Origin of the sequence: Promicromonospora sp. AC04 (assembly GCF_003058225.1) — a bacterium.
Taxonomy (GTDB): domain Bacteria; phylum Actinomycetota; class Actinomycetes; order Actinomycetales; family Cellulomonadaceae; genus Promicromonospora.
In genome coordinates this window covers 156,646-178,702 of the sequence record NZ_QBUG01000014.1, presented here as the reverse complement: position 1 = coordinate 178,702, position 22,057 = coordinate 156,646, and the positions used below count along the sequence as shown (strand labels likewise).

The 22,057-nt window shown below is 72.1% G+C and carries 24 protein-coding genes and 1 pseudogene; 12 read left to right on the top strand and 13 right to left on the bottom strand.

Annotated elements, in window-relative coordinates; all coding sequences use genetic code 11:
• Positions 1 to 1,264: HNH endonuclease signature motif containing protein (locus C8K30_RS31515; protein WP_233257535.1), on the top strand; the 1,264-nt coding region annotated here is incomplete at its 5' end.
• A gap of 108 nt (positions 1,265 to 1,372) precedes the next feature.
• Complete coding sequence (locus C8K30_RS28115; RefSeq protein ID WP_108496194.1) at positions 1,373 to 2,485, top strand: epoxide hydrolase family protein; 1,113 nt, start codon at positions 1,373 to 1,375, stop codon at positions 2,483 to 2,485.
• A gap of 19 nt (positions 2,486 to 2,504) precedes the next feature.
• Here the strand turns inward: C8K30_RS28115 and C8K30_RS28110 are convergent, their stop codons facing one another.
• Positions 2,505 to 2,936, bottom strand: coding sequence for a nitroreductase/quinone reductase family protein (locus C8K30_RS28110; protein WP_233257534.1), 432 nt, complete (start codon positions 2,934 to 2,936; stop codon positions 2,505 to 2,507).
• A gap of 85 nt (positions 2,937 to 3,021) precedes the next feature.
• Here C8K30_RS28110 and C8K30_RS28105 point away from each other — a divergent pair, with 85 nt between their 5' ends.
• Positions 3,022 to 3,642, top strand: coding sequence for a TetR/AcrR family transcriptional regulator (locus C8K30_RS28105; RefSeq protein ID WP_233257533.1), 621 nt, complete (start codon positions 3,022 to 3,024; stop codon positions 3,640 to 3,642).
• 34 nt (positions 3,643 to 3,676) lie between these two features.
• On the opposite strand, the gene C8K30_RS28100 is transcribed toward C8K30_RS28105, so the two are convergent.
• Together C8K30_RS28100 and C8K30_RS28095 are read right to left on the bottom strand one after the other, a co-directional pair.
• Entirely contained in the window at positions 3,677 to 4,597 is a 921-nt protein-coding gene (locus C8K30_RS28100; RefSeq protein WP_108496193.1) for a cation diffusion facilitator family transporter, read from the bottom strand.
• Complete coding sequence (locus C8K30_RS28095) at positions 4,594 to 4,998, bottom strand: metalloregulator ArsR/SmtB family transcription factor (RefSeq protein WP_108496192.1); 405 nt, start codon at positions 4,996 to 4,998, stop codon at positions 4,594 to 4,596. The genes C8K30_RS28100 and C8K30_RS28095 overlap by 4 nt, the downstream gene beginning before the upstream one ends.
• 87 nt (positions 4,999 to 5,085) lie before the next feature.
• Here C8K30_RS28095 and C8K30_RS28090 point away from each other — a divergent pair, with 87 nt between their 5' ends.
• The gene (locus C8K30_RS28090) at positions 5,086 to 5,664 is read left to right on the top strand and encodes a HEAT repeat domain-containing protein (RefSeq protein ID WP_158281146.1); all 579 of its coding nucleotides are present in this window, start codon (positions 5,086 to 5,088) and stop codon (positions 5,662 to 5,664) included.
• 22 nt (positions 5,665 to 5,686) lie between these two features.
• Here C8K30_RS28090 and C8K30_RS28085 read toward each other — a convergent pair whose 3' ends face one another.
• Positions 5,687 to 6,637 carry an NAD-dependent epimerase/dehydratase family protein gene (locus tag C8K30_RS28085; protein WP_108496190.1) on the bottom strand — a complete coding sequence of 317 codons (951 nt, stop codon included), beginning with the start codon at positions 6,635 to 6,637 and terminating at the stop codon, positions 5,687 to 5,689.
• A 124-nt stretch (positions 6,638 to 6,761) separates the two neighbouring features.
• Here C8K30_RS28085 and C8K30_RS28080 point away from each other — a divergent pair, with 124 nt between their 5' ends.
• Together C8K30_RS28080 and C8K30_RS28075 are read left to right on the top strand one after the other, a co-directional pair.
• On the top strand, positions 6,762 to 7,895 hold the full coding sequence (locus tag C8K30_RS28080; protein WP_108496189.1) for a mandelate racemase/muconate lactonizing enzyme family protein: 1,134 nt from the start codon (positions 6,762 to 6,764) through the stop codon (positions 7,893 to 7,895).
• A 15-nt stretch (positions 7,896 to 7,910) separates the two neighbouring features.
• A complete protein-coding gene (locus C8K30_RS28075) occupies positions 7,911 to 8,618 on the top strand; it encodes a FadR/GntR family transcriptional regulator (protein ID WP_108496188.1) in 708 nt (235 codons plus the stop codon).
• A 98-nt stretch (positions 8,619 to 8,716) separates the two neighbouring features.
• Here C8K30_RS28075 and C8K30_RS28070 read toward each other — a convergent pair whose 3' ends face one another.
• The 4 genes from C8K30_RS28070 to C8K30_RS28055 are packed head-to-tail and all read right to left on the bottom strand — an operon-like array spanning position 8,717 to position 12,293.
• The gene (locus C8K30_RS28070) at positions 8,717 to 9,112 is read right to left on the bottom strand and encodes a universal stress protein (RefSeq protein WP_108496187.1); all 396 of its coding nucleotides are present in this window, start codon (positions 9,110 to 9,112) and stop codon (positions 8,717 to 8,719) included.
• A complete protein-coding gene (locus C8K30_RS28065) occupies positions 9,109 to 10,647 on the bottom strand; it encodes a tripartite tricarboxylate transporter permease (RefSeq protein WP_108496186.1) in 1,539 nt (512 codons plus the stop codon). Before C8K30_RS28065 ends, C8K30_RS28070 begins: the two co-directional genes overlap by 4 nt.
• Before the next feature lie 53 nt (positions 10,648 to 10,700).
• Complete coding sequence (locus C8K30_RS28060) at positions 10,701 to 11,243, bottom strand: tripartite tricarboxylate transporter TctB family protein (RefSeq protein ID WP_233257532.1); 543 nt, start codon at positions 11,241 to 11,243, stop codon at positions 10,701 to 10,703.
• Between the two features lie 33 nt (positions 11,244 to 11,276).
• The gene (locus C8K30_RS28055) at positions 11,277 to 12,293 is read right to left on the bottom strand and encodes a tripartite tricarboxylate transporter substrate binding protein (RefSeq protein ID WP_108496185.1); all 1,017 of its coding nucleotides are present in this window, start codon (positions 12,291 to 12,293) and stop codon (positions 11,277 to 11,279) included.
• A gap of 161 nt (positions 12,294 to 12,454) precedes the next feature.
• On the opposite strand from C8K30_RS28055, the gene C8K30_RS28050 reads away from it, so the two are divergent.
• From C8K30_RS28050 to C8K30_RS28030, 5 genes are all read left to right on the top strand, one after another.
• Positions 12,455 to 13,339 carry a LysR family transcriptional regulator gene (locus tag C8K30_RS28050; protein WP_108496184.1) on the top strand — a complete coding sequence of 295 codons (885 nt, stop codon included), beginning with the start codon at positions 12,455 to 12,457 and terminating at the stop codon, positions 13,337 to 13,339.
• Positions 13,340 to 13,490: 151 nt separating this feature from the next.
• A complete protein-coding gene (gene kdgD / locus C8K30_RS28045; protein WP_108496183.1) occupies positions 13,491 to 14,438 on the top strand; it encodes a 5-dehydro-4-deoxyglucarate dehydratase in 948 nt (315 codons plus the stop codon).
• A 26-nt stretch (positions 14,439 to 14,464) separates the two neighbouring features.
• Positions 14,465 to 16,066, top strand: a complete 1,602-nt coding sequence (locus C8K30_RS28040) for an aldehyde dehydrogenase (NADP(+)) (protein ID WP_108496182.1) — start codon at positions 14,465 to 14,467, stop codon at positions 16,064 to 16,066.
• Positions 16,063 to 17,391, top strand: a complete 1,329-nt coding sequence (locus tag C8K30_RS28035) for an enolase C-terminal domain-like protein (RefSeq protein WP_108496181.1) — start codon at positions 16,063 to 16,065, stop codon at positions 17,389 to 17,391. Before C8K30_RS28040 ends, C8K30_RS28035 begins: the two co-directional genes overlap by 4 nt.
• A gap of 17 nt (positions 17,392 to 17,408) precedes the next feature.
• Positions 17,409 to 18,362 (top strand): AEC family transporter, encoded by a 954-nt coding sequence (locus C8K30_RS28030; protein ID WP_108496180.1) that lies wholly within the window; start codon positions 17,409 to 17,411, stop codon positions 18,360 to 18,362.
• 6 nt (positions 18,363 to 18,368) lie between these two features.
• Here the strand turns inward: C8K30_RS28030 and C8K30_RS28025 are convergent, their stop codons facing one another.
• Entirely contained in the window at positions 18,369 to 18,698 is a 330-nt protein-coding gene (locus C8K30_RS28025) for a hypothetical protein (protein WP_108496179.1), read from the bottom strand.
• Positions 18,699 to 19,088: 390 nt separating this feature from the next.
• On the opposite strand from C8K30_RS28025, the pseudogene C8K30_RS31855 reads away from it, so the two are divergent.
• Positions 19,089 to 19,184: pseudogene (locus C8K30_RS31855) on the top strand (glucarate dehydratase); the annotation flags it as partial.
• Positions 19,185 to 19,226: 42 nt separating this feature from the next.
• Here the strand turns inward: C8K30_RS31855 and C8K30_RS28015 are convergent.
• The 4 genes from C8K30_RS28015 to C8K30_RS28000 form a co-directional block, all read right to left on the bottom strand.
• On the bottom strand, positions 19,227 to 19,526 hold the full coding sequence (locus tag C8K30_RS28015) for a hypothetical protein (RefSeq protein ID WP_108496177.1): 300 nt from the start codon (positions 19,524 to 19,526) through the stop codon (positions 19,227 to 19,229).
• Between the two features lie 71 nt (positions 19,527 to 19,597).
• Positions 19,598 to 20,221, bottom strand: coding sequence for a TetR/AcrR family transcriptional regulator (locus tag C8K30_RS28010; RefSeq protein ID WP_199230740.1), 624 nt, complete (start codon positions 20,219 to 20,221; stop codon positions 19,598 to 19,600).
• A gap of 78 nt (positions 20,222 to 20,299) precedes the next feature.
• Positions 20,300 to 21,193 (bottom strand): SDR family oxidoreductase, encoded by an 894-nt coding sequence (locus C8K30_RS28005; RefSeq protein WP_108496176.1) that lies wholly within the window; start codon positions 21,191 to 21,193, stop codon positions 20,300 to 20,302.
• 61 nt (positions 21,194 to 21,254) lie between these two features.
• Positions 21,255 to 21,998, bottom strand: coding sequence for an SDR family oxidoreductase (locus C8K30_RS28000; protein ID WP_108496175.1), 744 nt, complete (start codon positions 21,996 to 21,998; stop codon positions 21,255 to 21,257).
• Positions 21,999 to 22,057 lie beyond the last annotated feature (59 nt).

Here is a 22,057-nt window from a genome sequence, read left to right as displayed (position 1 = left end):
AACCGCGAAAGCCGAGGCACAGCGACGCTCGGTACAGCTGGACCGGGCCGAGAACGACATGGGCTGGCTGACGGCCTACCTCCCCGCCACCGACGTCGCAGCAGTATGGGGCGTCGTAGACGACATGGCCCACCAGCTACGACACACCACCGGCGAGGACCGCACCCTGAGCCAGCTGCGCGCTGACTCCCTGACCGGCATCATCACCGGCCGCCTCCTACCCGCCGACCGCTTCACCGACACCGCTGACGGCACGGGCATCGACACGGGTACCGACGGGGGCACGACCACCGACGGCGTCGTCCACCCCGACGGCGACGGCGACCCCGACGGCGACGGCAGCGCCGATGCTGGCGCCGACGCGCCAGCGGCGACCAGTGCCCCGGCCGGGTCTGACGCGCCCCCGGGAACCGACGGCAGCACCGACCACGAAACCGAGCGCGGAATCGACGGCACCGAGATCGCCAACGTCAACAGTGATGGCGCGGACCGGGACGGTGGCGCGCACATACCGGTGTGTACGTGCGGTGGGCGGGCGCCTGTCGTGCAGCAGGTCGTGCAGGAGACGGTGCAGGTCGTGCGGATCACCCCGACCCGGCCCGTCGTGCGGGTCACGATCCCGGCCAGCGTGCTCCTCAGCCTGGACGACGCACCCGGGAACCTGGACGGGTACGGACCCATCCCCGCCGAGACCGCCCGCCTGATCGCCACCGACGCGACCTGGCAACGCCTGCTCACCGACCCCGTCACCGGGATCCTGACCGACTACTCCACCACCACCTACCAACCCGGCAAGGTCCTTCGGGGTGCCGTCGAGGCACGAGACGGGACCTGCACGTTCGGATGGTGCGACACCCCCGCGAACCGGTGCGACCTGGACCACATCGAACCCTTCGACCACGACCACGACCCGGCGACTTTTCCGCCCGGGACCCCGGGACAGACCCGCGCGCAGAACCTCCAACCCCTGTGCCGCAAACACCACCTCCTAAAAACCCACGCCGGCTGGGGAGTCGTCCGCGACCCCACAACCGGGATCACGACCTGGACCACCCCCACCGGTCGCACCCACACCCGACCACCCACCGTCCTGGACACCCACATCAACCTCGACCAGATCGACCCCGACACCAGCCACGACCTCACCCTGCAAGCCCTCACCGGCCAACGCCTACCACGCCAATACACCACCACCGAGCCGGGTGCGGTACCGGCCGACCCCACCAACGCCGACCCTGCCAACCCCGACCAACCACCGTTCTAAACCACACACCGTCCACGTCAGTAGTCCGGCACCGCCGATGCCAGCGCCCACCCCGCCGACGCCCACCCCACCCCGTCCATGTCAGTGGCTCGGCATAGCGTCTCCCCCATGAGCGAGCCACGCCCCTTCAAGGTCCACGTCCCCGACCAGGTCCTCGCCGACCTCCGGGACCGTCTCGCGCGCAGCAGGATCCTCGACGACTCGCCCCGGCGACCGGCGTCGGGCATGACCGCCGCCTACCTGCGCGAGCTCGTCGACGAGTGGATCGGGTGGGACTGGCGGGCACGCGAGGCGTGGCTGAACGAGCATCCGCAGTTCATCGCCAAAGTGGGCGACGCGGACGTGCACTTCGCGCACCTGCCGTCGGATCGGGCGGACGCACCCACACTCCTTGTGCTACACGGCTGGCCGCACACGTTCGCCCTGCAGCTGGACTTCGCCGATCGACTGCCCGACTTCCACGTCGTCGTGGCGAGCCTCCCCGGGTTTGCCTTCTCCTCGCCGTACGCGGCGGGCGAGATGTCGGAGAAGCGGCTGGCGGCCACCATGCACGCGCTCATGACCGACGTGCTCGGCTATGAGCAGTACTTCACGTACGGGGAGGACGTCACGGCGAACGTCAGCGACCTCATCGCCGCCCGCTACCCCGAGCACGTCGCGGGCATCATCGCCACGCACGCGCACTTCCCCACCACCGAGGAGCGCGCAGCCCTCGACGACCCGGCCGTCACGGAGTTCTTCGACGACATCGCCGCCAAGCACCGGACCGACGGCGCCTACGGTCACGTGCAGGCCACCAGACCCGACACCCTCGCGGCCGCCCTCAACGACTCCCCCGCCGGCCTCCTGGCATGGCTCACCGAGAAGCTCGTCGAGTGGAGCGACACCCCGCCCGGCGACCCGAGCGCGGTGGAGCGCCACATCTCGCGGGACCGGATCCTCACCGAGGCGACTATCTACTGGGCGACCCAGACGATCGGGTCGTCGTTCCGTCCGTACTACGAGGGAGCCGACCAGCCCGGCTCGATCCCGCCGACGACGGTGCCGGCCGCCGTCTTCATCCAGCGGCACGAGGCGGCCTATCCCGAGTCGCTCGCGCGCCGCCACTACCTCGACCTGCGCGTGTTCGACCGCCTCAAGGAAGGCGGCCACTTCGCTGTCGCCGAGGTGCCGGACGAGATGGCGGCGCGCGTGCGGGAGTTCGTCCGCTCGCTCGGCTGAGCCGGAACGAGCCGCAGGCTCAAGCCTTGGGCTCGAGCCGGATCACCGGGAACTTGCGGTCGGTGTGGGTCTCGTACTCCTTGGCGTCGGGCCAGTACTCGGCCCAGATCCCGTAGAGCCGCTCCCACTCCGGCGACGTCGGGCGCACCACGGTGCTGGTCGCACGCAGGGTCTGGTCGCCGACCTCGATGGTCACCTCGCCGGTGCCGTCCTCCACGTTCGCCACCCAGGCCGGGTCCTTCGGCGCGCCGCCCAGCGAGCCCACGATGAGGTAGGCGTCGCCGTCGGTCGCGGCCACGAGCGGCGTCACGTACGGCTTGCCGCTGACCCGCCCGACGTGGTGCAGGAGCAGCAGGCGCTTGCCGTCGAAGTGCCCGCCCGCAACCGGCGCGTTGACAATGCCGGCGTTCGTCCGGAACGCCTCGATGATCGCGGTGTTCATGTCTGCCATGTCGTCCTCCTCAGCCCTCCGTCGACCGCCCGGCCGACCTAACCGGACTTTACCCCGTTTACGCAGCTCCCGATAGCATCCGAGGATGAGCACGCAGATGACCTGGGGCACACCGCAGCCCGAACGGGCCGATGCGGCGCGCAACCGTCAGCTGCTGCTCGCCACCGCTCGCGGACTCCTGGCCGAGGTGGGGCCCGACTGCCTCACGATGGATCTCCTGGCCGAGCGGTCCGGGCTCGGCAAGGGCACCGTGTTCCGGCGGTTCGGGAGCCGGGCGGGGATCTTCCAGGCCCTGCTGGACGACAGCGAGCGCGCCCTGCAGCAGGAGGTGCTCGCCGGCCGGCCACCGCTCGGCCCGGGCGCACCGCCGGTCGACCGCCTCGTCGCCTACGGCCGCGCGCGCATCCGCTTCCTCGCGGAGAACCAGGACGTCGCCCGCGCCACGCTCGACGGCCGCAAGACGGCCGGCAGGCGCCGGCCGCTGTCCGAGATCCACATCCGGGTCCTGCTGCGCGAGCTCGACCTGCCGGGCGCCGACGCCGACGTCCTCGCCGGCCAGCTCGCGCACGCGCTGGACGGCCCGCTCCTGTTTCAGCTCTTCGCGGGGCCGGAGCTGGCGGGGCCGACGCCGACGGCCCGGTTCGAGGCGGGCTGGCGCGACCTGGTCGAGCGCGTGTGCGGCCAGGCAGGCACGCCGGCGGACTGACCGGCGACGGCACGCCCGTCCGCCGTCGTCCACGTCACGCGTGCGTCGGCGCCTCGTGCCGGGCGTGCTCGGCGGGTTCGAGCTGGAACGTCGAGTGCTCCACGGTCACGTCGAACTGCGTTGCGACGCACCGCTGCAGGGCGTCGAGCACCGGCGGCGCCTGCCCGTCGCGGAAGCAGGCATCGCGCACCACCACGTGCGCGCTGATGGTCGGCAGGCCGGTGGCGACCAGGGAGGCGTGCAGGTCGTGGACCTCCTCGACGTTCTCCACCTCCAGCAGCCGGGCCCGGACCTCGTCGAGGTCCATGCCGGGCGGGGTGGACTCCAGCAGCACGCTCGCCGAGTCGGCCAGGAGCCGAACCGCCCGCGGCAGGATCAGGACGGCGATGACCAGCCCGGCGACGGCGTCGGCGCGCTGCCAGCCGGTGGTCGCGATCACGATCGCGGCCACGATCACCGCCATCGACCCGAGCGCGTCGTTCACCACCTCCAGGAACGCGGCGCGCAGGTTGAGCGACGCCGACCTGCCGCCCGCCAGCACGAGCAGCGCCACCACGTTGCCCACCAGGCCGACGATGCCGAAGACCAGCAGGCCCGGCCCGGACGCCTGAGGGGGCTCGATCAGACGGCTGACCCCCTCGACCAGGGCGTACACGCCCACGGCGAGCAGCACCGCGGCCTGCGCCAGCGCGGCCAGGACCTCGGCCCGGCGGAACCCCCAGGTCCGGCGCGGCGACGGCGGACGCAGCGCGAGCGACGCGGCGCCCAGCGCGATGGCGAGGCCCGCCACGTCGGTGAGCATGTGCGCGGTGTCGACCAGCAGCGCAAGGCTGCCCGTGAGCAGGGCGCCGACGGCCTGGGCCACGAAGACCCCCGCCGTGATCCCGAACGCGACCGCGAGCCGCCGCCGTCCGCCCGGCGCGCCATGGGCGCCGTGGTCGTGGTCATGGCTCACGACGCCGCCCCGTCCGCCGTCGACGGGTGCGCCGCGGAACCGTCGACGCCGTACACCGGGCACAGCGCCACCGCGTCGCCGGTCAGCGCCAGGAGCCGCTCGGCGGACGCCAGGACCGCCAGCGTCGCCTCCGGGTGGGACAGCGAGAACACCGACGCCCGGCCCTCGGGCCGGGACTCGACCAGCCCGCAGTCCCGCAGGCAGGCCAGGTGCTTCGACACCGTCGACTGCGCGAGCCCCAGGTGCCCGGTCAGGTCCACGACGCGGTGCTCGCCGAGGGCCAGGTGCTGCAGGATCGCCAGCCGCGACGGGTCCGAGAACCCGTGGAACAGGCACGCGGCCACCGCCATCGCCTCGGGCTCTCCGAGGGCAACATCGCTTCTCACCTCTGTCATCGCCATGCGGCGATGCTATCACCATCGCGGGAGCTCGCTCCCTGGCATGATCACGCACCACGACAAACGCTGCCGACGACTGGAGACATCAACATGGCAGGCCTCACTCGACTGGTTCCTCAGGAATCTCTCGGACGCGAGGGGATCGAGCTCCACGCATCGCGGAACGGCTGGACCCTGGTCGACGCCGGTGCGCAGGACGGCGAGCCCTTCGAGCAGATCTGGGTTCCGGCCGACCTGGAAGCCGGCATCCACTGGGTCGAGGACGACCTCTTCAAGGTGAGCTACCTGGCGGTCGAGGGCCCCGACGCGGAGCGGATGGTCGCGTCGCTGCGCGCCGAGCTCCCTCTGCACACCGTCACATCCCTGACCGAGGCGGGCTCGCAAGGCAGCGACGCGCTCATGAAGGCGCTCCGCATGCTGGGAATCCAGTGCGTCGGCCAGCCGTTCGACGCCGACTCGCTCGCCCTGCTGCGCCGTGCGCTGGCCGATCCGGAGCCGATGGTGCGGCGGACCGCCCTGCTGGCCGCCTCGATCATGGACTGGCCCGAGCTCGAAGTGCTCCTGGAACACGTGAGCCTGCACGACGACGACGCTCTTGTGCGGGACGAGGCCGCGGAGACCCTCGACATCCTCCGGGCCAGGCTCGAGCAGGTCACCCTGCCGCGCTAGATCTCCCGGGAGGCCCCCGGCCTCAGCCGCGGGACGCCGTCGCCCGGTCGCGCCAGGCGGGCGCCGTCGCGTCCAGGACCTCCGTCCACGGCGTCGGCTGGACGCCGAGCACGTTGCTGGTCTCGGCCGTGTCCGCGACGAACGGCCGGTCGAACTGGTACAGCACGCCCAGCGCCTCCCGCAGGAGCGGCGACGCGATGCTCCCGGCGCGCAGCACGAAGCGCGGCACCCGGCGCAGCCGGGGCTCGCCCGTCCCGGCGCGCGCGCCCAGCTCACGCAGCACCTCGCGGACGGTCGCGGGCGGGTTCGACGGCACGAGCCACGGCGAGCCCCAGGCCCGGTCGTCGGCGCCGAGGGCGATGAGGGTCGAGACGACGTCGTCGACGGCCGTCCAGGTGTGCGGCTGGTCCGGGTCCGCCATGACGGCGGCCGGCTTCCCGGCGAGCGTCGCCGCCGCGTACATCGGCAGCAGGCCGTGCGCGGCGGGGACGGACGGCCCGATGTAGTCGGACGCGCGCGCCTCCGTGACCCGCACCCGCCCGGCACGGTGCGCGGCGAGCGCCTCCTGCCACATCCGCGCCCGGAGCTGGCCCTTGTGGTCCGACGGCGTGAGCGGGAGGCCCCGGGTCATCGGGCCCCGCACCGGGCCGTAGCCGTAGAGGTTGCTCATCGTCACGAGCACCGCGCCGGAGACCTCGGCCGCGTGCAGCGCCGCTGCCGCCAGCGGAGGCCACCCCTGCTCCCATGTCGGGTACGGGCCAGGGCTCGCGCAGTTGTACAGCACGCGCGCGCCGCGGGCGGCCTCCGCGAGCGCCCCGGCGTCCGTCGCGTCCAGGGCGATCCGCTTGACGCGCCGGCCCTCCGGACCGCCGCCCGAGCGGGTGACCACTGCGACGGTGCGGCCGGCCTGTGCCAGCCGGAGTGCGAGCGCGGTGCCGACAGGTCCGGCGCCGAGGACGAGATGGGAGGTCATGGGCTCAGGGTGCCACCTGGGAGCGGCGCCCAGAGACCACCCCGGTCCGGCCGTCGGTGTATTAGTCATACAGGTTCGCCACTTGTATGATCAGCACCGCACATCCCCGCCGCAAAGGAGCGCCATGTCGTACCAGCCCGACGCCATCCGGACCGTGAAGCTCTCGACCGTCACGCTCCCGCTGGCCACCCCCATCTCCGACGCCAAGGTCTTCACCGGCCGGCAGAAGCCGATGACCGAGGTCGTCTTCCTGTTCGCGGAGATCACCACCGAGCAGGGGTTCGAGGGCCTCGGCTTCTCCTACTCCAAGCGCGCCGGCGGCCCCGCCCAGTACGCGCATGCGAAGGAGGTGGCGCAGACCGCCGTCGGCGAGGACCCCAACGACATCGCCAAGCTCTACACGAAGCTGCTGTGGGCGGGTGCGTCGGTGGGACGCTCCGGCGTCGCGACCCAGGCGCTGGCCGCGATCGACATCGCCCTGTACGACCTCAAGGCCAAGCGCGCCGGCCTGCCGCTGGCCAAGCTGCTCGGCGCGCACCGCGACTCCGTGCGCACCTACAACACCTCCGGCGGCTTCCTGAACGCGAGCATCGAGGAGGTCAAGGAGCGCGCGAGCCGGTCGATCGCCGAGGGCATCGGCGGCATCAAGATCAAGGTCGGCCTGCCGGACGGCCGCACGGACCTCGCCCGCGTCGCCGCCGTCCGCGAGCACATCGGCCCCGACGTGCCCCTCATGGTCGACGCCAACCAGCAGTGGGACCGCGGCACCGCCCTGCGCATGGGCCGACGCCTGGAGCAGTACGACCTCGTCTGGATCGAGGAGCCGCTGGACGCCTACGACGCCGAGGGCCACGCGGCGCTGGCCGCCGCCCTGGACACGCCCATCGCCACCGGCGAGATGCTCGCCTCGGTGGCCGAGCACGAGCGCCTCATCGCGACCCGCGCCTGCGACATCATCCAGCCGGACGCCCCGCGCGTCGGCGGCATCACGCAGTTCCTGCGCCTGCTCACGCTCGCCGACCAGGCCGGGCTGGACCTCGCGCCGCACTTCGCGATGGAGATCCACCTGCACCTGGCCGCCACCTACCCGCGCGAGCCCTGGGTGGAGCACTTCGACTGGCTCGACCCGCTGTTCAACGAGCGCCTGGAGACCAAGGACGGCCGCATGCTCGTCCCGGACCGCCCGGGCCTCGGCGTCACCTTCAGCGAGCAGGCGCGCGCCTGGACCACCGACAGCGCGGTGTTCGGGCCGCTCTGATGGAAGCATGAGCACATGGCCCAGACCCTGAGCGGCACCCTGGTCGAGTCGCTGCGGACCCGCATCGTCAACGGCGACATCGCACCGGGCGAGAAGCTGCCCAGCGAGCCGCGGCTGGCCATCGAGCACCAGGTCAGCCGGACGGTGGTCCGCGAGGCGATCGCCCGGCTGAACCTGGAGGGCCTGGTGCACACCCGGCGGGGCAGCGGCAGCTACGCCCTGACCCCGCCGGCCGACGACGCCGACGGCGCCCCGCCGCTGGCCCGGTCGCTGACCGACCGGCTCGCCCTGGTGGAGTACCGCCTGGCCCTGGAGTCCGAGGCCGCCGCCCTCGCCGCGACCCGGCGCACAACGGCCCAGCTCGCGGCGCTGGCCGACCGCCTCGACGACCTGGCGTCGTCCGACGGGCACCCGGCCACGGCGATGCAGCACGACTTCGCCTTCCACCGGCTCGTGGCCGAGGCCGCGGGGAACAGGTTCCTGCTGGAGGCATTGGACCGGCTCGGGCCCCAGATGATCGCCATGCCGCGCGGCCGGCTCGACCGGCCGGAGGCCGAGGCGCACGACGACGGCCGCTTCACCGCCGTCGTGCAGGAGCACCGCGCGGTCCTCGCGGCGCTGGAGTCGAAGGACCCGCTCGCCGCCGCTGCGGCGATGCGGGTCCACCTGGCGGGCTCCCGCCGCAGGCTCCTGGCGGAGTCCGGGGCCGACAACACACGTTGACCACAGCAGTTGCTGCCAGACGGGGCACGTTCCCGGCAGCAACCGCTGTGCTCAACGCCGTCCGGTCGGACCGTGTCGGACCGTGTCGGACCGATCGGTCAGCGCGGGGGCTTGACCGCCAGGACCGGGTGGTCGGCCTGCAGCAGGATGCGCTGCGCCACCGAGCCCATGATGAACTTCCCGACCGTGCTGCGGCGGCGCAGGCCGATCACGATCAGCGAGGCGTCGTGCTTGTCGGCCAGGTCGAGGATCTCGTCGGTGAAGTCGTCGCGGTGCGTACCGCGCACCACCTCGGCGTGCACCCCCGCCTCCGCGGCCCGCGCGAGCACCCGGTCGAGATCCTCGGGCGCGGCGACCGTGGACTCCACCAGGGAGCCCTCCCGCGCCGAGTTCACGACCAGCAGGTTCTCGTCCCGGAGCCCGGCCTCGGTGATCGCCGCCTGTACGGCGGCCTCCCCCGCGGGTGTTGGAACGTAGCCGACGACGATGCTCATACTGACTCTTCCTCTCGGTTGATGACCGGCGTGTCGCTCGCCGGCACCGGGTTCGCCCGCCGGTCGCGGACGGCGCGAACCAGCGGCAGCACGGCCACCAGCACGAAGACCACCAGCAGCGTCGCGGAGATGGGCCGGGTGAAGAAGCCGACGGCGGACCCGTCGAACATCAGCAGCGAGCGCCGCAGGCTGGACTCCAGGAGCGAGCCCAGCACGAACGCGAGCACGAGCGGCCCGGGCTCGAAGCCGAACTTCTTCATCAGGTAGCCGACGGCGCCGAAGACGACCACCAGGAGCACGTCGAACACGGAGTTGTTGATGGTGTAGGCGCCGATCATCGTGATCAGCGCGGTGACCGGCGCGAGGATCGCGGCCCGCACCCGCAGGATGCGGACGAAGACGCCGACCAGCGGGATGGACATGATCAGCAGCAGCACGTTGCCGATGTACATCGAGTTGACCACGCCCCAGAACAGCTCCGGGTGCTCGGTCACGAGCTGGGGGCCGGGCGTGATGCCCTGGATGAGGAGCGCGCCGAACATGAGCGCCATGGTGGCGTTGGCGGGGATGCCGAGGGTGAGCAGCGGGATGAACGAGCTGGTCGCGGCGGCGTTGTTCGCCGTCTCCGGCCCGGCCACGCCCTCGATCGCACCCTTGCCGAACCGGCTCGGGTCCTTGGCGCGCTTCTTCTCGGCGGCGTAGGCCGCCATGGAGGCGATCGTCGCGCCGCCGCCGGGCAGGATGCCGAGGAAGAACCCGAGCACCGACCCGCGGGTCACGGCGCCCGCGGATTCCTTGAGGTCCTTGCGGGAGGGCCAGACGTTGGTCACCTTGCCCGGCGGGTGCACCGCGCGGTGCCGCTCCTCGAGGTTGTAGAGGATCTCGCCGAGGCCGAACAGGCCCATGGCGACGGGGACGAAGTCGATGCCGTCGGCCAGGCTCAGGTTGTCGAACGTGAAGCGTTCGGCGCCGGTGAAGGCGTCGCGCCCCACGGTCGCCAGGAGCAGCCCGATCGCGGCGGCGATCAGCGCCTTGACCTTGGCGCCGGACGCGATGGTCGAGACCAGGAGGATGCCCAGGAGCGCGAGCGCCGCGTACTCGGGCGGCCCGAAGTCGAGGGCGAAGCCGGCAACGACCGGCGCGAGGAAGGTCAGCCCGACGATGGCGACCGTGCCACCGATGAACGAGCCGACGGCGGCGACGCCGAGCGCCGTGCCCGCCTTGCCCTGTCTGGCGAGCGCATGCCCGTCCAGGACCGTGACCACCGAGCTGGCCTCGCCCGGCAGGCGGAGCAGCACGGACGTGATGGTGCCGCCGTACTGGGCGCCGTAGAAGATCCCGGCGAGCATGATGATCGCGGTGACCGGCTCCACGCCGTAGGTCAGCGGGAGCAGGATGGCGATGGTGGCGGCCGGGCCCAGGCCCGGCAGCACCCCGATGAGCATGCCGATGACCACCCCGACGAGGCAGTACAGGAGGTTCGTCGGTTCCAGCACGACGGCGAACCCGTCGGCGACGTTCTGCAGCGATTCCACGTGCGATTCCCTTGCGGTGCAGTCTGAGCTTGCGTGCGGTCAGCGAGCGTCGGTCAGAAGAGGTGCGGGACGTTGGTGCCGAGCGCCCCGACGAAGACCCCGTAGAGCACGCCCACGACGAGCACCGAGTACAGGACGGCCGAGCGCCAGGACTCCCCGCCGAGGAACTTCATCCAGACGAGGCTCAGCAGCAGGGCCGGGATCTCGAAGCCGATCACGGGCAGCAGCGCCACGAGCCCCAGGAGGGTCACGAGGCCGACCAGCGAGAGCCACGAGTACCGGGAGAACTTCTCGCCGTCGCCGCCCCGGCGTCCGATCAGGACCTGCGCGAGCGACAGGACCACCACCGCGACGCTGATCGCCAACGGCCACAGGCCGGCGCCCGGCTGCGTCAGCGTGCCGAGGCCCAGGGCCACCGCCGAGACCGCGCCGGCGACGCCGATCGCGGCCGTGACCAGGCTGGCGGCCAGGTTCGCGACCGGCCCGGCGGGCGGCTGGCCGTCCTCGGCCCACTCGTCGGCCGGTTCCACGGCCGGCCCGGCGGCCGGGACCTCCGCCGGCTCGCCGGTCGTCGCGTCCGCACTTCCGTTCGGCACGTGCGCCTCCTCGGTTGCCGTTCCCACTGCCGCTCAGCCGTCCGCGAGGTTGATGTCGTACTCCTCGGTGAGCGCCTGGTACTTCTCGCCGAGCTCGGTCCACTCCGTGGTGACCTCTTCGCCCGAGATCTCGTGCGGCGTGAAGAGGTTGTTCTTGTTGAACTCCTGGTAGGCGTCCGTGGCGATGGCCGCGTCGATCGACTCGATCAGCCGGGCCTTGACGTCCTCGGGCAGGCCCTTCGGCGCGGCGACCGCGCGGTACTGGGAGACGGGCACGTCGTAGCCCTCCTCGACGGCGGTCGGCACGTCGGGCAGGAACTGGTTGCGCTCGGCGGAGAACGCCAGCAGCGGCACCACGTTCCCGGCGTCGATCTGCGGCTTGGCCTCGCCGAGCTGCACCGTGGCCACCTGCACCTGGTCGCCGACGACGGCGGTGAGCGCGGGCGATCCGGAGTCGAACGGCACGGCGGCGCCGTCGATCTCGGCCTGCTTGAACAGCACCGCCTGCGCGAGCTGAGAGCCGGTGCCCACCCCGGTGGTGCCGTACTTGATCTCGCCGGACGCGGCCTTGAGGTCGTCCAGGTTCTCGAAGCCGGACTCCGGGCTGGCGATCAGCACGTAGTCGTCCTGGGAGAGACCCTTGAGCACGTCGAGGTCGGCGATGTCCACCGCCTCGTCCTCGGACACCGCCAGGGGCGTGATGGTGATCAGCGAGGCGTTGAGGATCATCAGCTCGTACCCGTCGGCGGGCTTGCCCGCAACCTCCTCCATGGCCACGGCACCGTTGGCCCCCGCACGGTTCACGACGGGCACCGCCACCCCGAGGTCCTCGGCCATGCCCTCGGCCACGGCGCGGGCGATCACGTCGGTGGAGCCGCCGGCATCCGCACCCACGGTGATGGTCACGGGGCCCGTCGGGAAGTCGGCACCCTCGGCGGCGGCACCGCCCACGTTCCCGCCGCACGCGGCGAGGGTCATGGCGGCAAAGGCAGCGGTAGCACCCAGGACGGCCCTGCGAGTGCGCAGGGTTCGGCGGGCAGGAGTTGTCATCACAGCTCTCCTCATTGAGATCTCGAACAGGATCTTGGACGAGCGATACGGGACCGCACGCGACCGGCGGAAGGCATATCCGGGTCGGGCGTTGAGCATAGGAAGCCCATACGATGCCTGTCTAAGCCTCTTACTGCATTGCTTGATTCTCGGAAGGCATCGTGTACACCCTCGACCAGGTCCGCTGCTTCCTCGCCGTGGCGGAAGAGCTCCACTTCGGCCGCGCCGCGGAGCGACTCAACATGACCCAGCCGCCGCTGAGCCGTCAGGTCCAGAAGCTGGAACGTGCCGTCGGCGTCCCCCTGTTGGAGCGCGACAACCGCCACGTCGAGCTGACGACGGCCGGCGCGGTGTTCCTGGAGGAGGCCCGCCGCCTCCTGACCGCGGCCGACGCCGCCCCCGCCCTGGCCCGGAAGATCGCCGCGGGCCGCGCCGGCGTGCTGCGCCTCGGGTTCACCGCCGCCTCCGGCTTCAGCCTGCTGGGCACGCTCGTCCAGGAGATCGCCGAGTTCATGCCCGACGTCGACCTCGACCTCCAGGAGCTCGTCACCATCGAGCAGATCGAGGCGATCCGCCGCGGCGAGCTCGACCTGGCGCTCGGCCGGCCACCGTTCGACCAGGAGAGCTTCGACTCCCGGCTCCTCCTGTCGGAGGACCTCGTGCTGGCCGTGCCCCACGGGCACCCGTTCACCCGGCTGGACGGGCCGGTCACCGTCGCCGACCTGCGTGACCAGCCGGTCGTGGGACACCACCCCACCAAGGCCCGCTACTTCTACGACATGGTGGTGCGGTACATCGCCCTCGAGCACTTCGCCGTCGTGCACGTCGTCAGCCAGATCCTGACCATGTGCTCGCTGGTGGCCGCTGGACGCGGCGTGGCGTTCGTCCCCGAGTCGGCCCGCCTCCTGGGCCTGCCCGGCGTGACGTTCCTCGAGCTCGCCGACGTGCCGCACGGCGTCGTCCAGCTGCACGCCATCTGGAACCGGGACTCGAAGAACCCGGCCCTGCACGAGTTCCTCCGCTTCCTGCACCCGGTCGACGACTGAGCGATGCTTCCCGGGTATGACCCGATGCAACATCGGGCTTGGACAGGCATCGTCGCGGGTTCTTAGGTTGGCGGCGGACCTGCCGGGCATCGGCCCGTCACAGCACCGCACCTGCACGCCATCGCCGACGTCTGTCACAGGAGGGGCCACCTTGGCCACATATGCACCCCAGGAGCTCGCCGCCGCCCTCAAGGACGGGCTGCTGTCCTTTCCCGTCACCCCGTTCACCGGGGACGGGGGGATCGACGAGGAGCGGTATCGCGACCACATCGACTGGCAGTCGAGCTACGAGATCGGCGGCCTCTTCGCCGCGGGCGGCACGGGCGAGGGCTTCAGCCTGACTCCCGAGGAGTCGGCCCGCGTGGTCCGGCTCGCCGTCGAGGCCGCCGCCGGACGCACCCCGGTGCTCGGCAGCGCGGGCGGCAACACCGCCCAGGCGATCCAGAACGCGCGGGCCGCCGAGGCCGCCGGCGCCGAGGGGCTCCTGCTGCTGCCCCCCTACCTGACCGAGTGCGACCAGGACGGGCTGCTGGAGCACGCCTCGGCCGTGTGCGCCGCGACGAGCCTCGGGGTCATCGTCTACAACCGCGGCAACGCCGTGTACTCAGCGCAGACCGTGGCGCGGCTCGCCGAACGGCACCCCAACTTCATCGGGTTCAAGGACGCGCTCGGCGACATCGAGCAGCTCGCCCGCGTCTACGCCACCAACGGGGACCGGCTCTTCTACCTGGGCGGACTGCCCACCGCGGAGACCTATGCCCTGCCGCTCCTGCAGCTCGGCATGAGCACCTACTCCTCGGCCATGTACAACTTCGTGCCGGAGTTCGCCCTGGCGTTCTACCGCGACGTGCGCGCCCTCGACCACGCGGCGGTCACCGAGAAGCTCGGCCGGTTCGTGCTGCCCTACCTCGACATCCGCGACCGCGCCAAGGGGTACGGGGTGTCCATCGTCAAGGGCGGCATGAAGGCGGTGGGCCGCGACATGGGCAGCGTGCGTGCGCCCCTGCAGGACCTCACCACCCAGGACCTCGCGGACCTCGGCGCCCTGATCGACGCCGCCGGGGTCCGCCCTGCCGGCAACGCGGCGCTGGCCGGCTGACCCACCCCTTCCGAAGGAGACACGGCATGACGACCGAGCCGACCACCCGGACCGCGCAGCTCACCGGCCACTCGATAGTCGCGGGCGCGCCGCTGGCGGGCACCGCCGGCACCTTCGCCGGTCAGGACCCGGCGACCGCCCAGGCGCTCGAACCCGCCTACACCCTCCTCGACGAGGCGCAGGTCGCCCGGGCGACGGCGGCCGCGCAGGAGGCGTTCGCGTCCTTCTCGGCGCTCGCGCCCGAGCCCCACGCCCGGTTCCTGGAGCAGGTCGCGGCGAACATCGACGCCGTGGGGCCCGACGTCGTCGCGCGGGCCAGGCAGGAGACGGGTCTCCCGGCGGCCCGCCTGACGGGCGAGGTGGCCCGCACCACCGGCCAGCTGCGCCTGTTCGCGCAGGTCGTCCGCCAGGGCGACCACCGCGGCGTGCGGATCGACCCCGCGCTGCCCGACCGCACTCCCCTGCCGCGCGCCGACATCCGCCAGCGCAAGGTGCCCCTCGGCCCGGTCGCCGTGTTCGGCGCGAGCAACTTCCCGCTCGCCTTCTCCACCGCAGGCGGCGACACCGCCTCGGCGCTGGCGGCGGGCTGCCCCGTGATCGTCAAGGCGCACAACGCGCACCCGGGCACGGCCGAGCTCGTGGGCCGCGCGGTGGCCGACGCCGTCGCGCAGTGCGGCCTGCACCCGGGTGTGTTCTCCCTGGTCTACGGGCCGGGGAACGCCGTGGGCCAGGCCCTCGTGACCGACCCCGTGATCCAGGCCGTCGGGTTCACCGGCTCCCGCGGCGGCGGCCTCGCGCTGGTCGCCGCGGCCGCGTCCCGCCCCGTGCCGATCCCCGTCTACGCGGAGATGAGCTCGATCAACCCCACGATCCTGCTCGACGGCGCCCTGGCCGGCGACGTCGACGCCCTCGCCGCCGCATACCTCACGTCGGTGACCGGCTCGTCGGGCCAGCTCTGCACCGCGCCCGGGCTCGTGTTCGTGCCGAGCGGCCCGCGCGGTGACGCGTTTGTCGAGGCCACCGGGCGCGCCGCAGCGGCCGCCGCCGGGCAGACCATGCTCACCGCGGGCATCGCGCAGGCCTGGCAGGACGGCGTCGATGAGCTGGCCGCCCAGGACGGCGTGCGGCTGGTCGGGGCCGGCGCCCCCGGCGACACCCAGAACGCCCCCGCCCCGGCTGTGTTCGCGAGCGCGGTGCCGAACCTGCTGAGCAACCCCGTGCTCCAGGCCGAGATCTTCGGCGCGGCGTCGCTCGTGGTCCGGTACGACGACGCCGAAGAGCTGCTGTCCGCGATCGAGCACCTGGAGGGGCAGCTCACCGTGACGCTGCACCTGACCGAGGCCGACCGCGAGACCGCCGTTGCGCTCCTGCCCGTCCTGGAGCGCACCGCAGGCCGCATCCTCGCGAACGGCTGGCCCACCGGCGTCGAGGTGGGGCACGCGATGGTGCACGGCGGCCCGTTCCCCGCGACGTCCGACAGCCGCACGACGTCGGTGGGGACGCTCGCGATCGAGCGCTTCCTGCGCCCCGTGGCCTACCAGAACCTGCCCGAGTACCTGCTGCCCGAGCCCGTCCGGTCGGACAACCCGTGGCACCTGACGCGGCGGGTGGACGGGGTGCTCCAGTGAGCGCCCACCCCACCATCGCCCGCGTCGAGGTGGTGCCCGTCGCGGGCCACGACTCGATGCTGCTCAACCTGTCCGGCGCCCACGCCCCGTTCTTCACGCGGAACATCGCGATCGTCACCGACTCCGACGGCCGCACCGGGCTCGGCGAGGTGCCCGGCGGGGAGAAGATCCGGGCCACCATCGAGGAGGCGGGCCGGATCGCCGTCGGGCAGCCGGTGGCCCGGTACCGGACGTTGCTGCGCGAGGTGGCGCGGACCTTCGCCGACCGCGACGCGGGCGGGCGCGGCCTGCAGACCTTCGACCTGCGCACCACCGTGCACGCGGTCACGGCCCTGGAGTCCGCGCTGCTGGACCTGCACGGCCAGGACCTGGGCGTGCCCGTTGCCGAGCTGCTCGGCGAGGGCGCGCAGCGCGAGGCCGTGCCGATGCTCGGCTACCTCTTCTACGTGGGCGACCCGGACGCCACGGACCTGCCGTACCTGCGCGATGACGACGAGTCCGACGCGTGGGGCCGGCTGCGCCGCGAGCAGGCCCTGACGCCCGACGCCGTCGTGCGGCTGGCCGAGGCCGCCCGCGACCGCTACGGCTTCACCGACTTCAAGCTCAAGGGCGGCGTGCTGGCCGGGGACCTGGAGGTCGATACCGTCGTTGCCCTCAAGGGGCGCTTTCCCGACGCGCGGATCACGCTCGACCCCAACGGCGGCTGGCCGCTGGCCGAGGCGATCCGGCTGGGCCGGCGGATGCGCGGCGTCGTCGCCTACGCCGAGGACCCGTGCGGCGCGGAGGGCCGGTTCTCCGGCCGGGAGGTCATGGCGGAGTTCCGGCGTGCGACCGGGCTGCCCACGGCGACCAACATGATCGCCACGGACTGGCGCGAGCTGGCGCACGCGGTGCGCGCGGACGCCGTCGACATCCCGCTGGCCGACCCGCACTTCTGGACCATGGCCGGTTCGGTGCGGGTGGCCCAGCTGTGCCACGAGTTCGGCCTGACGTGGGGGTCGCACTCCAACAACCACTTCGACATCTCGCTGGCCATGTTCACGCACGTCGGCGCGGCGGCGCCCGGCGACATCACCGCGCTGGACACGCACTGGATCTGGCAGGACGGGCAGGGCCTGACGACGGCGCCGCCGGAGATCCGCGCCGGCGAGATCCGGGTACCGACAACCCCGGGGCTCGGCGTCGAGCTGGACCGCGAGCGCCTGGCCGCCGCGCACGAGCTGTACCTGAAGCACGGGCTCGGGGCGCGGGACGACGCGATGGCCATGCAGTACCTGATCGAGGGGTGGGAGTTCGACCCGAAGCGCCCGTGCCTGGTGCGATGACGGCGGTGGACTGACCCGTGTCCGGTGTCCTGCTCGGGTTCGCGATAGTGCTGGTGCTGGTGGCCGTTGGGTTCGTGGCCGCCTGGCTGCTGCCGGGCGAGGCACACGCGATGCAGCGCGGGATCGCGCCGCTGGTGTACTACATCACCAACCCGGCGCTGATGTTCCTGCTGCTGTCGAACGCCGACCTCGGCGCCGTCCTGCGCACCTACACGCCGATAGCGCTGATCACGGCGGCGGCCACGGGGCTGCTCTACGCGCTGGTCGCGGGCGGGCTGCTGCGGCGGCCCGCCGGGCCGGTCGCTGCGGGCGCGATGGCGAGCTCGTACGTGAACGCGGGCAACATCGGCGTCCCGATCGCGCTCTACGCCGTGGGGACCGCCGCCCCGGTGGTGTCCGTGCTGATCGCGCAGCTGCTGGTGATCGCCCCGCTGTACCTGTCGGTGTTCGCGTGGTGCCGGCACCGGGCCGGACGTGACGCGGGCGGGGAGGGCGGCGACGCCCGCCCGCTGGGCGCCACCTTGGGCCGGTCGCTCGCCAACCCCGTGACGGTCGCCACCGGGCTCGGCCTGCTGGCGGCGGCGTTCGCCGTGGACCTGCCCGCCGTGCTCGCGCGGCCGGTCGAGATGCTCGGCAACGCGTCGGTCCCGCTTCTCCTGCTGATGTTCGGCATCTCGCTGCGCGGCCAGCGGCCGATGGGCCGGGAGGCGCGGGCCGAGGTCACGCTGGGCACGGTGCTCAAGGTCCTGGTGATGCCGGCGATCGCTTGGGCGGTCGGCCGGTTCCTGTTCGGCCTCGACGGCCTCGACCTGCTGGGGGTCGTGCTCATGGCAGCGCTGCCCACCGCGCAGAACGTCTTCCTGTTCGCGGGCCACTTCCGCCTGGCGACGACGTCGGTCCGCGACGTCACGCTGCTGAGCATGCTGCTCGCCCTGCCGGTGTCGCTGCTGATCACGCTCCTGCTGGGCTGACCGTCCTCAGTCGATTACCAACAGGGTCACGCTGCCGTCTGCCTCGGTCCTACGGGACTTCGGGCCCGTGTCGAACGCCTCGACAACGGGCACAAGAACAGCCGTGGCCGCCCATCCGTCCAGGCCGTCCACGTCGTCCATGTCATCCAGGAAGACGTCGTTCCAATCGCGAATCGAGACTTCGGCGCGGTAGATGAGGTCCGAATTCCGCTCCGAGAAGCTCACCCTCGCCCGCTCGGCGTCCACATCAACCTCATGCACGACAAAGCGCTTGGTCGTCGTGTCAGTGTCGAACACTCTCCGGACCGCAGCCCTCTGTGCCTCGTGCTCAGCCATCGAGGCCGTCCTCTCAGATGTTGAGGGCATTCTTCACCCAATCGTCGCACCACGGGTCGCCGATGCAGTAGGAGGTGATAACTCCCATGGCGTAATGATCGGACGCGATGATCTTCTGCTTGTTGACAATCGCTTAGTAAAGAGCACTCCTCTCCGGCGACACCGGCGCCAGGGTCTGCCTCTGTTAGGTGATGAAGCCGGTCGGGATGGTGCTGGGCTCAAGCGACATGAAGGCTCACCCGCCGAACGTAGGAGTGGTAGCGCCATAGGCGCCCATGAAGCGACCAAGCCTACGTTCGACGGGTGAGGTCCGGCGGCAAGGCACGAGAAGACGGCGGCCGAGGCACACCCAGAGCGCCTCGGCCGCCGTCGGTCGTTCAGCCGGTCAGAAAGAACGGGCTCGGGGCGCGGGACGACGCGATGGCCATGCAGTACCTGATAGAGGGGTGGGAGTTCGACCCGAAGCGACCGTGCCTGGTGCGGTGACGGCTCCCGGCTCCATGGAGGGCTCAGGTTCCGCGACCGGTGTCAGCGGGACCTGCGATCCTCCCGGACGCCGAGCCGCCGCGCGCGCGAGAAGGTCGAGAACTGCTGGCGGAGGCCCCCGAACATCACCGCCTCGGCAAGGCTGACCCCGACGACCAGAGCCCAGAGGGGCGACGGGCGCGCGATGCCGACCGTGTCCGACGGGCCGCCGGCCGCGGCGACGGCCGTGACCAGGATGACGGCCAGGCCGATCATCCCCGCGAGCAGGATCGGCGCGAACACGATGCTCCACCGCACCTCGGTACGGGTCGGTGCCGTGTCCTGCTCGGACGGTGATCCCATGGTCTGCCTTCTCCCGGAGCTGCGAGCGCTCGCTCGCCGCAGGACACCTTACGAGACGGACCGGCCTGGGATCAGCCCCGGGCGATCCCGCCCAGCAGGTTGTTCACCAGGGCGTTCGCGAACGCCTCGGTGACCGGCTCGTCCGGGACCAGCAGCCGGTGGTAGACGGCGCCCCAGAGCTGGTCGACCACCACCTGCACGTCGACGTCGGCCCGGATCTGCCCCAGCTCCTGCGCCGCACGCAGCCGCTCTCCGGCGAGGCGGCGCCGCTCGGAGGAGTACAGCGTGCGGTAGGCGACGGCGAGGTCCTGGTCGGTCTGCGACTGGCCGATCAGCTCCGCGAGGAGACGGCCCGCGGGCGTGGTGGTCATGAGGTGCACGAACGCGCGGAGCTGGTCGCGCAGGTCGGTGCGGATGTCACCCGTGTCGGGGAAGGCGAGCGTGTGCTGCACCGCGTGGAAGTAGCCGTCCAGGGCCAGCGCCCCCTTGGAGGGCCACCACTTGTACAGCGTCGTCTTGCTGACGCCGGACAGCCGAGCGACCCGTTCGAACGTGAGGTCGGCGATGCCCTCGGCCAGCAGCAGCCGGCCGACGGTGCGCAGCACGTCGTCGCGCACCTCGTCGGCAGGCCGCCGCCCACGGCCCCGGGCCCGCGCCCCGGTCTCCCCTGCGGGCGCCGTCACATCGTTGGTCACACTGGTCCCCCCTCGCACGTCGCCGGCCAGTCTAGGCCGGGGCACGTCACTGACCTGCGTGATCGGTGGCCGCGCCGATCACGCGGTGGCCACCGTGAGCAGGTCGGCCAGGCCGACCCGGTCGAGAAACTCGCGGCGGGTCCGGTCGGCCAGGTCCGAGACCGCCTCGGAGCCGTCGTCGGCCGGGTCGATGTGCACCCGGAAGGGCCGCTGCCCGGCGGGCAGTGCCACGATGCGGGCGATCTCGTCCGAGACCAGCGAGGCGTCCGCGCCCTCGGGGGCCAGGGCGGCAAGCTTCTCGGCGACCTGGCCCATCAGTCCGGCGTACCGGGTCTCGTACTCGGCCTCGACGTCCCCGTCGGCCGGGTGGCCCGCGTGCGCGAAGTGGTTGGTGCCGCTCGTGAACGAGCCGGGCACGACTATCGACGTCTCCACGCCCCAGCGGGCCAGCTCCGCGGCGTACGACACCGCGAGGGAGTCCATGCCCGCCTTTGCGGCGAAGTAGGGCGCCAGGTACGGCGGGGTGCCGCCCTTGACGCTGGAGCTGGACACCCAGATCACGAGCCCCGCGCCGCGACGGCGCATACCGGGCAGGACCGCCCGGTTCACGCGCTGGGTGGAGAGCACGTTGACGTCGTACAGCTCGGCGAGCTGCTCCGGTGTGAACGCCTCGGTCGGTCCGACGACCATGTGGCCGGCGTTGTGGACCAGCACGTCGATGCGGCCGTGCTCGGCCTGGATCCGGTCCACGGCGCGGTCGACCGACTCCTGGGAGTTCACGTCGAGCTCGATGGCGCGCAGGTCGACCCCGTGCTCCTTCGAGAATGCCTCGGCGGCCTCGACCTGCGGCGCGTTGCGGCCTGCGGTCTGCCGCATGCCCGCGTAGACGATGTCGCCCGCGGAGGCCAGGGCCCGCGCCGTGAGGGCTCCGAAGCCGGAGGAGGCTCCGGTGATGACGATGACGTTGCTCATCTTGATACTCCCTGTGTCCGATGGTCCGCGCTGGTTCGCGAGTGCTGGTTGACGGCCGCCGTCAGGCGATTCCGCCGTTGACGTAGACGGTCTGCCCGTTGACCCACCGGGCGGGCCCGGCCAGGAAGGCGACGGTCTCGGCGACGTCGTCGGGGGTGCCGAGACGCTCCAGGGGTGCGAGGTGCGCGAGGGTGTTGATGGTCTGCTCGTCCTTGCCGTCCAGGAACAGCGGCGTGGCGGTGGGCCCGGGCGCGACGGCGTTGACGGTGATGTCCTTGCCGCGCAGCTCACGGGCCAGGACCAGGGTCAGCGTCTCGACGGCGGCCTTGGACGCGGCGTAGGGGGCGTAGTTGGGGTGCTGGAGGCGGGTCTGGCTCGTGGAGAAGCCGATGATCGCGCCGCCCGACCGGACACGGCCGGCCGCCAGCTGCGCGACCACGAACGTGCCGCGGATGTTGGTGCGGTGCATGCGGTCGAGGTCGGCCAGGTCGAAGCTCGCGACCGGGCCGAGGATCATGATCCCGGCGGTGTTCACGACGACGTCGACCCCGCCGAACGCGGCCTCCGTGGCGTCGAACGCGGCGGCCATCGCTACCTCGTCGGCGACGTCCCCGCCGACGGCGATCGCCTGCCCGCCGGAGGCCTGGACCGCCGCGACGACCTCCTCCGCCCTGGCCTGGTTGCCCGCGTAGTGGACGGCGACCGCGAAGCCGTCGGCCGCGAGCCGGTTGACGACGCTGCGCCCGATGCCGCCGGACCCGCCGGTGACGAGGGCGACGCGGGTGGTGCTGGTGCTGGTGCTCATGGGGTACTCCCGGGGGTTCCGATGTGGACTGTGCGTTCATATAACCACAGATGTGTACG

What these genes read in the sequence shown, in the direction of transcription:
- C8K30_RS28105 (WP_233257533.1), top strand. Translation starts at nt 3,022, where the DNA reads ATGAGCACGCAGATGACCTGGGGCACACCGCAGCCCGAACGGGCCGAT.
- C8K30_RS28075 (WP_108496188.1), top strand. Translation starts at nt 7,911, where the DNA reads ATGGCCCAGACCCTGAGCGGCACCCTGGTCGAGTCGCTGCGGACCCGC.
- C8K30_RS28080 (WP_108496189.1), top strand. Translation starts at nt 6,762, where the DNA reads ATGTCGTACCAGCCCGACGCCATCCGGACCGTGAAGCTCTCGACCGTC.
- C8K30_RS28005 (WP_108496176.1), bottom strand. Translation starts at nt 21,193, where the DNA reads ATGAGCAACGTCATCGTCATCACCGGAGCCTCCTCCGGCTTCGGAGCC.
- C8K30_RS28115 (WP_108496194.1), top strand. Translation starts at nt 1,373, where the DNA reads ATGAGCGAGCCACGCCCCTTCAAGGTCCACGTCCCCGACCAGGTCCTC.
- C8K30_RS28085 (WP_108496190.1), bottom strand. Translation starts at nt 6,637, where the DNA reads ATGACCTCCCATCTCGTCCTCGGCGCCGGACCTGTCGGCACCGCGCTC.
- C8K30_RS28090 (WP_158281146.1), top strand. Translation starts at nt 5,086, where the DNA reads ATGGCAGGCCTCACTCGACTGGTTCCTCAGGAATCTCTCGGACGCGAG.
- C8K30_RS28000 (WP_108496175.1), bottom strand. Translation starts at nt 21,998, where the DNA reads ATGAGCACCAGCACCAGCACCACCCGCGTCGCCCTCGTCACCGGCGGG.
- C8K30_RS28055 (WP_108496185.1), bottom strand. Translation starts at nt 12,293, where the DNA reads ATGACAACTCCTGCCCGCCGAACCCTGCGCACTCGCAGGGCCGTCCTG.
- C8K30_RS28070 (WP_108496187.1), bottom strand. Translation starts at nt 9,112, where the DNA reads ATGAGCATCGTCGTCGGCTACGTTCCAACACCCGCGGGGGAGGCCGCC.
- C8K30_RS28095 (WP_108496192.1), bottom strand. Translation starts at nt 4,998, where the DNA reads ATGGCGATGACAGAGGTGAGAAGCGATGTTGCCCTCGGAGAGCCCGAG.
- C8K30_RS28040 (WP_108496182.1), top strand. Translation starts at nt 14,465, where the DNA reads ATGACGACCGAGCCGACCACCCGGACCGCGCAGCTCACCGGCCACTCG.
- C8K30_RS28110 (WP_233257534.1), bottom strand. Translation starts at nt 2,936, where the DNA reads ATGGCAGACATGAACACCGCGATCATCGAGGCGTTCCGGACGAACGCC.
- C8K30_RS28015 (WP_108496177.1), bottom strand. Translation starts at nt 19,526, where the DNA reads ATGGGATCACCGTCCGAGCAGGACACGGCACCGACCCGTACCGAGGTG.
- C8K30_RS28025 (WP_108496179.1), bottom strand. Translation starts at nt 18,698, where the DNA reads ATGGCTGAGCACGAGGCACAGAGGGCTGCGGTCCGGAGAGTGTTCGAC.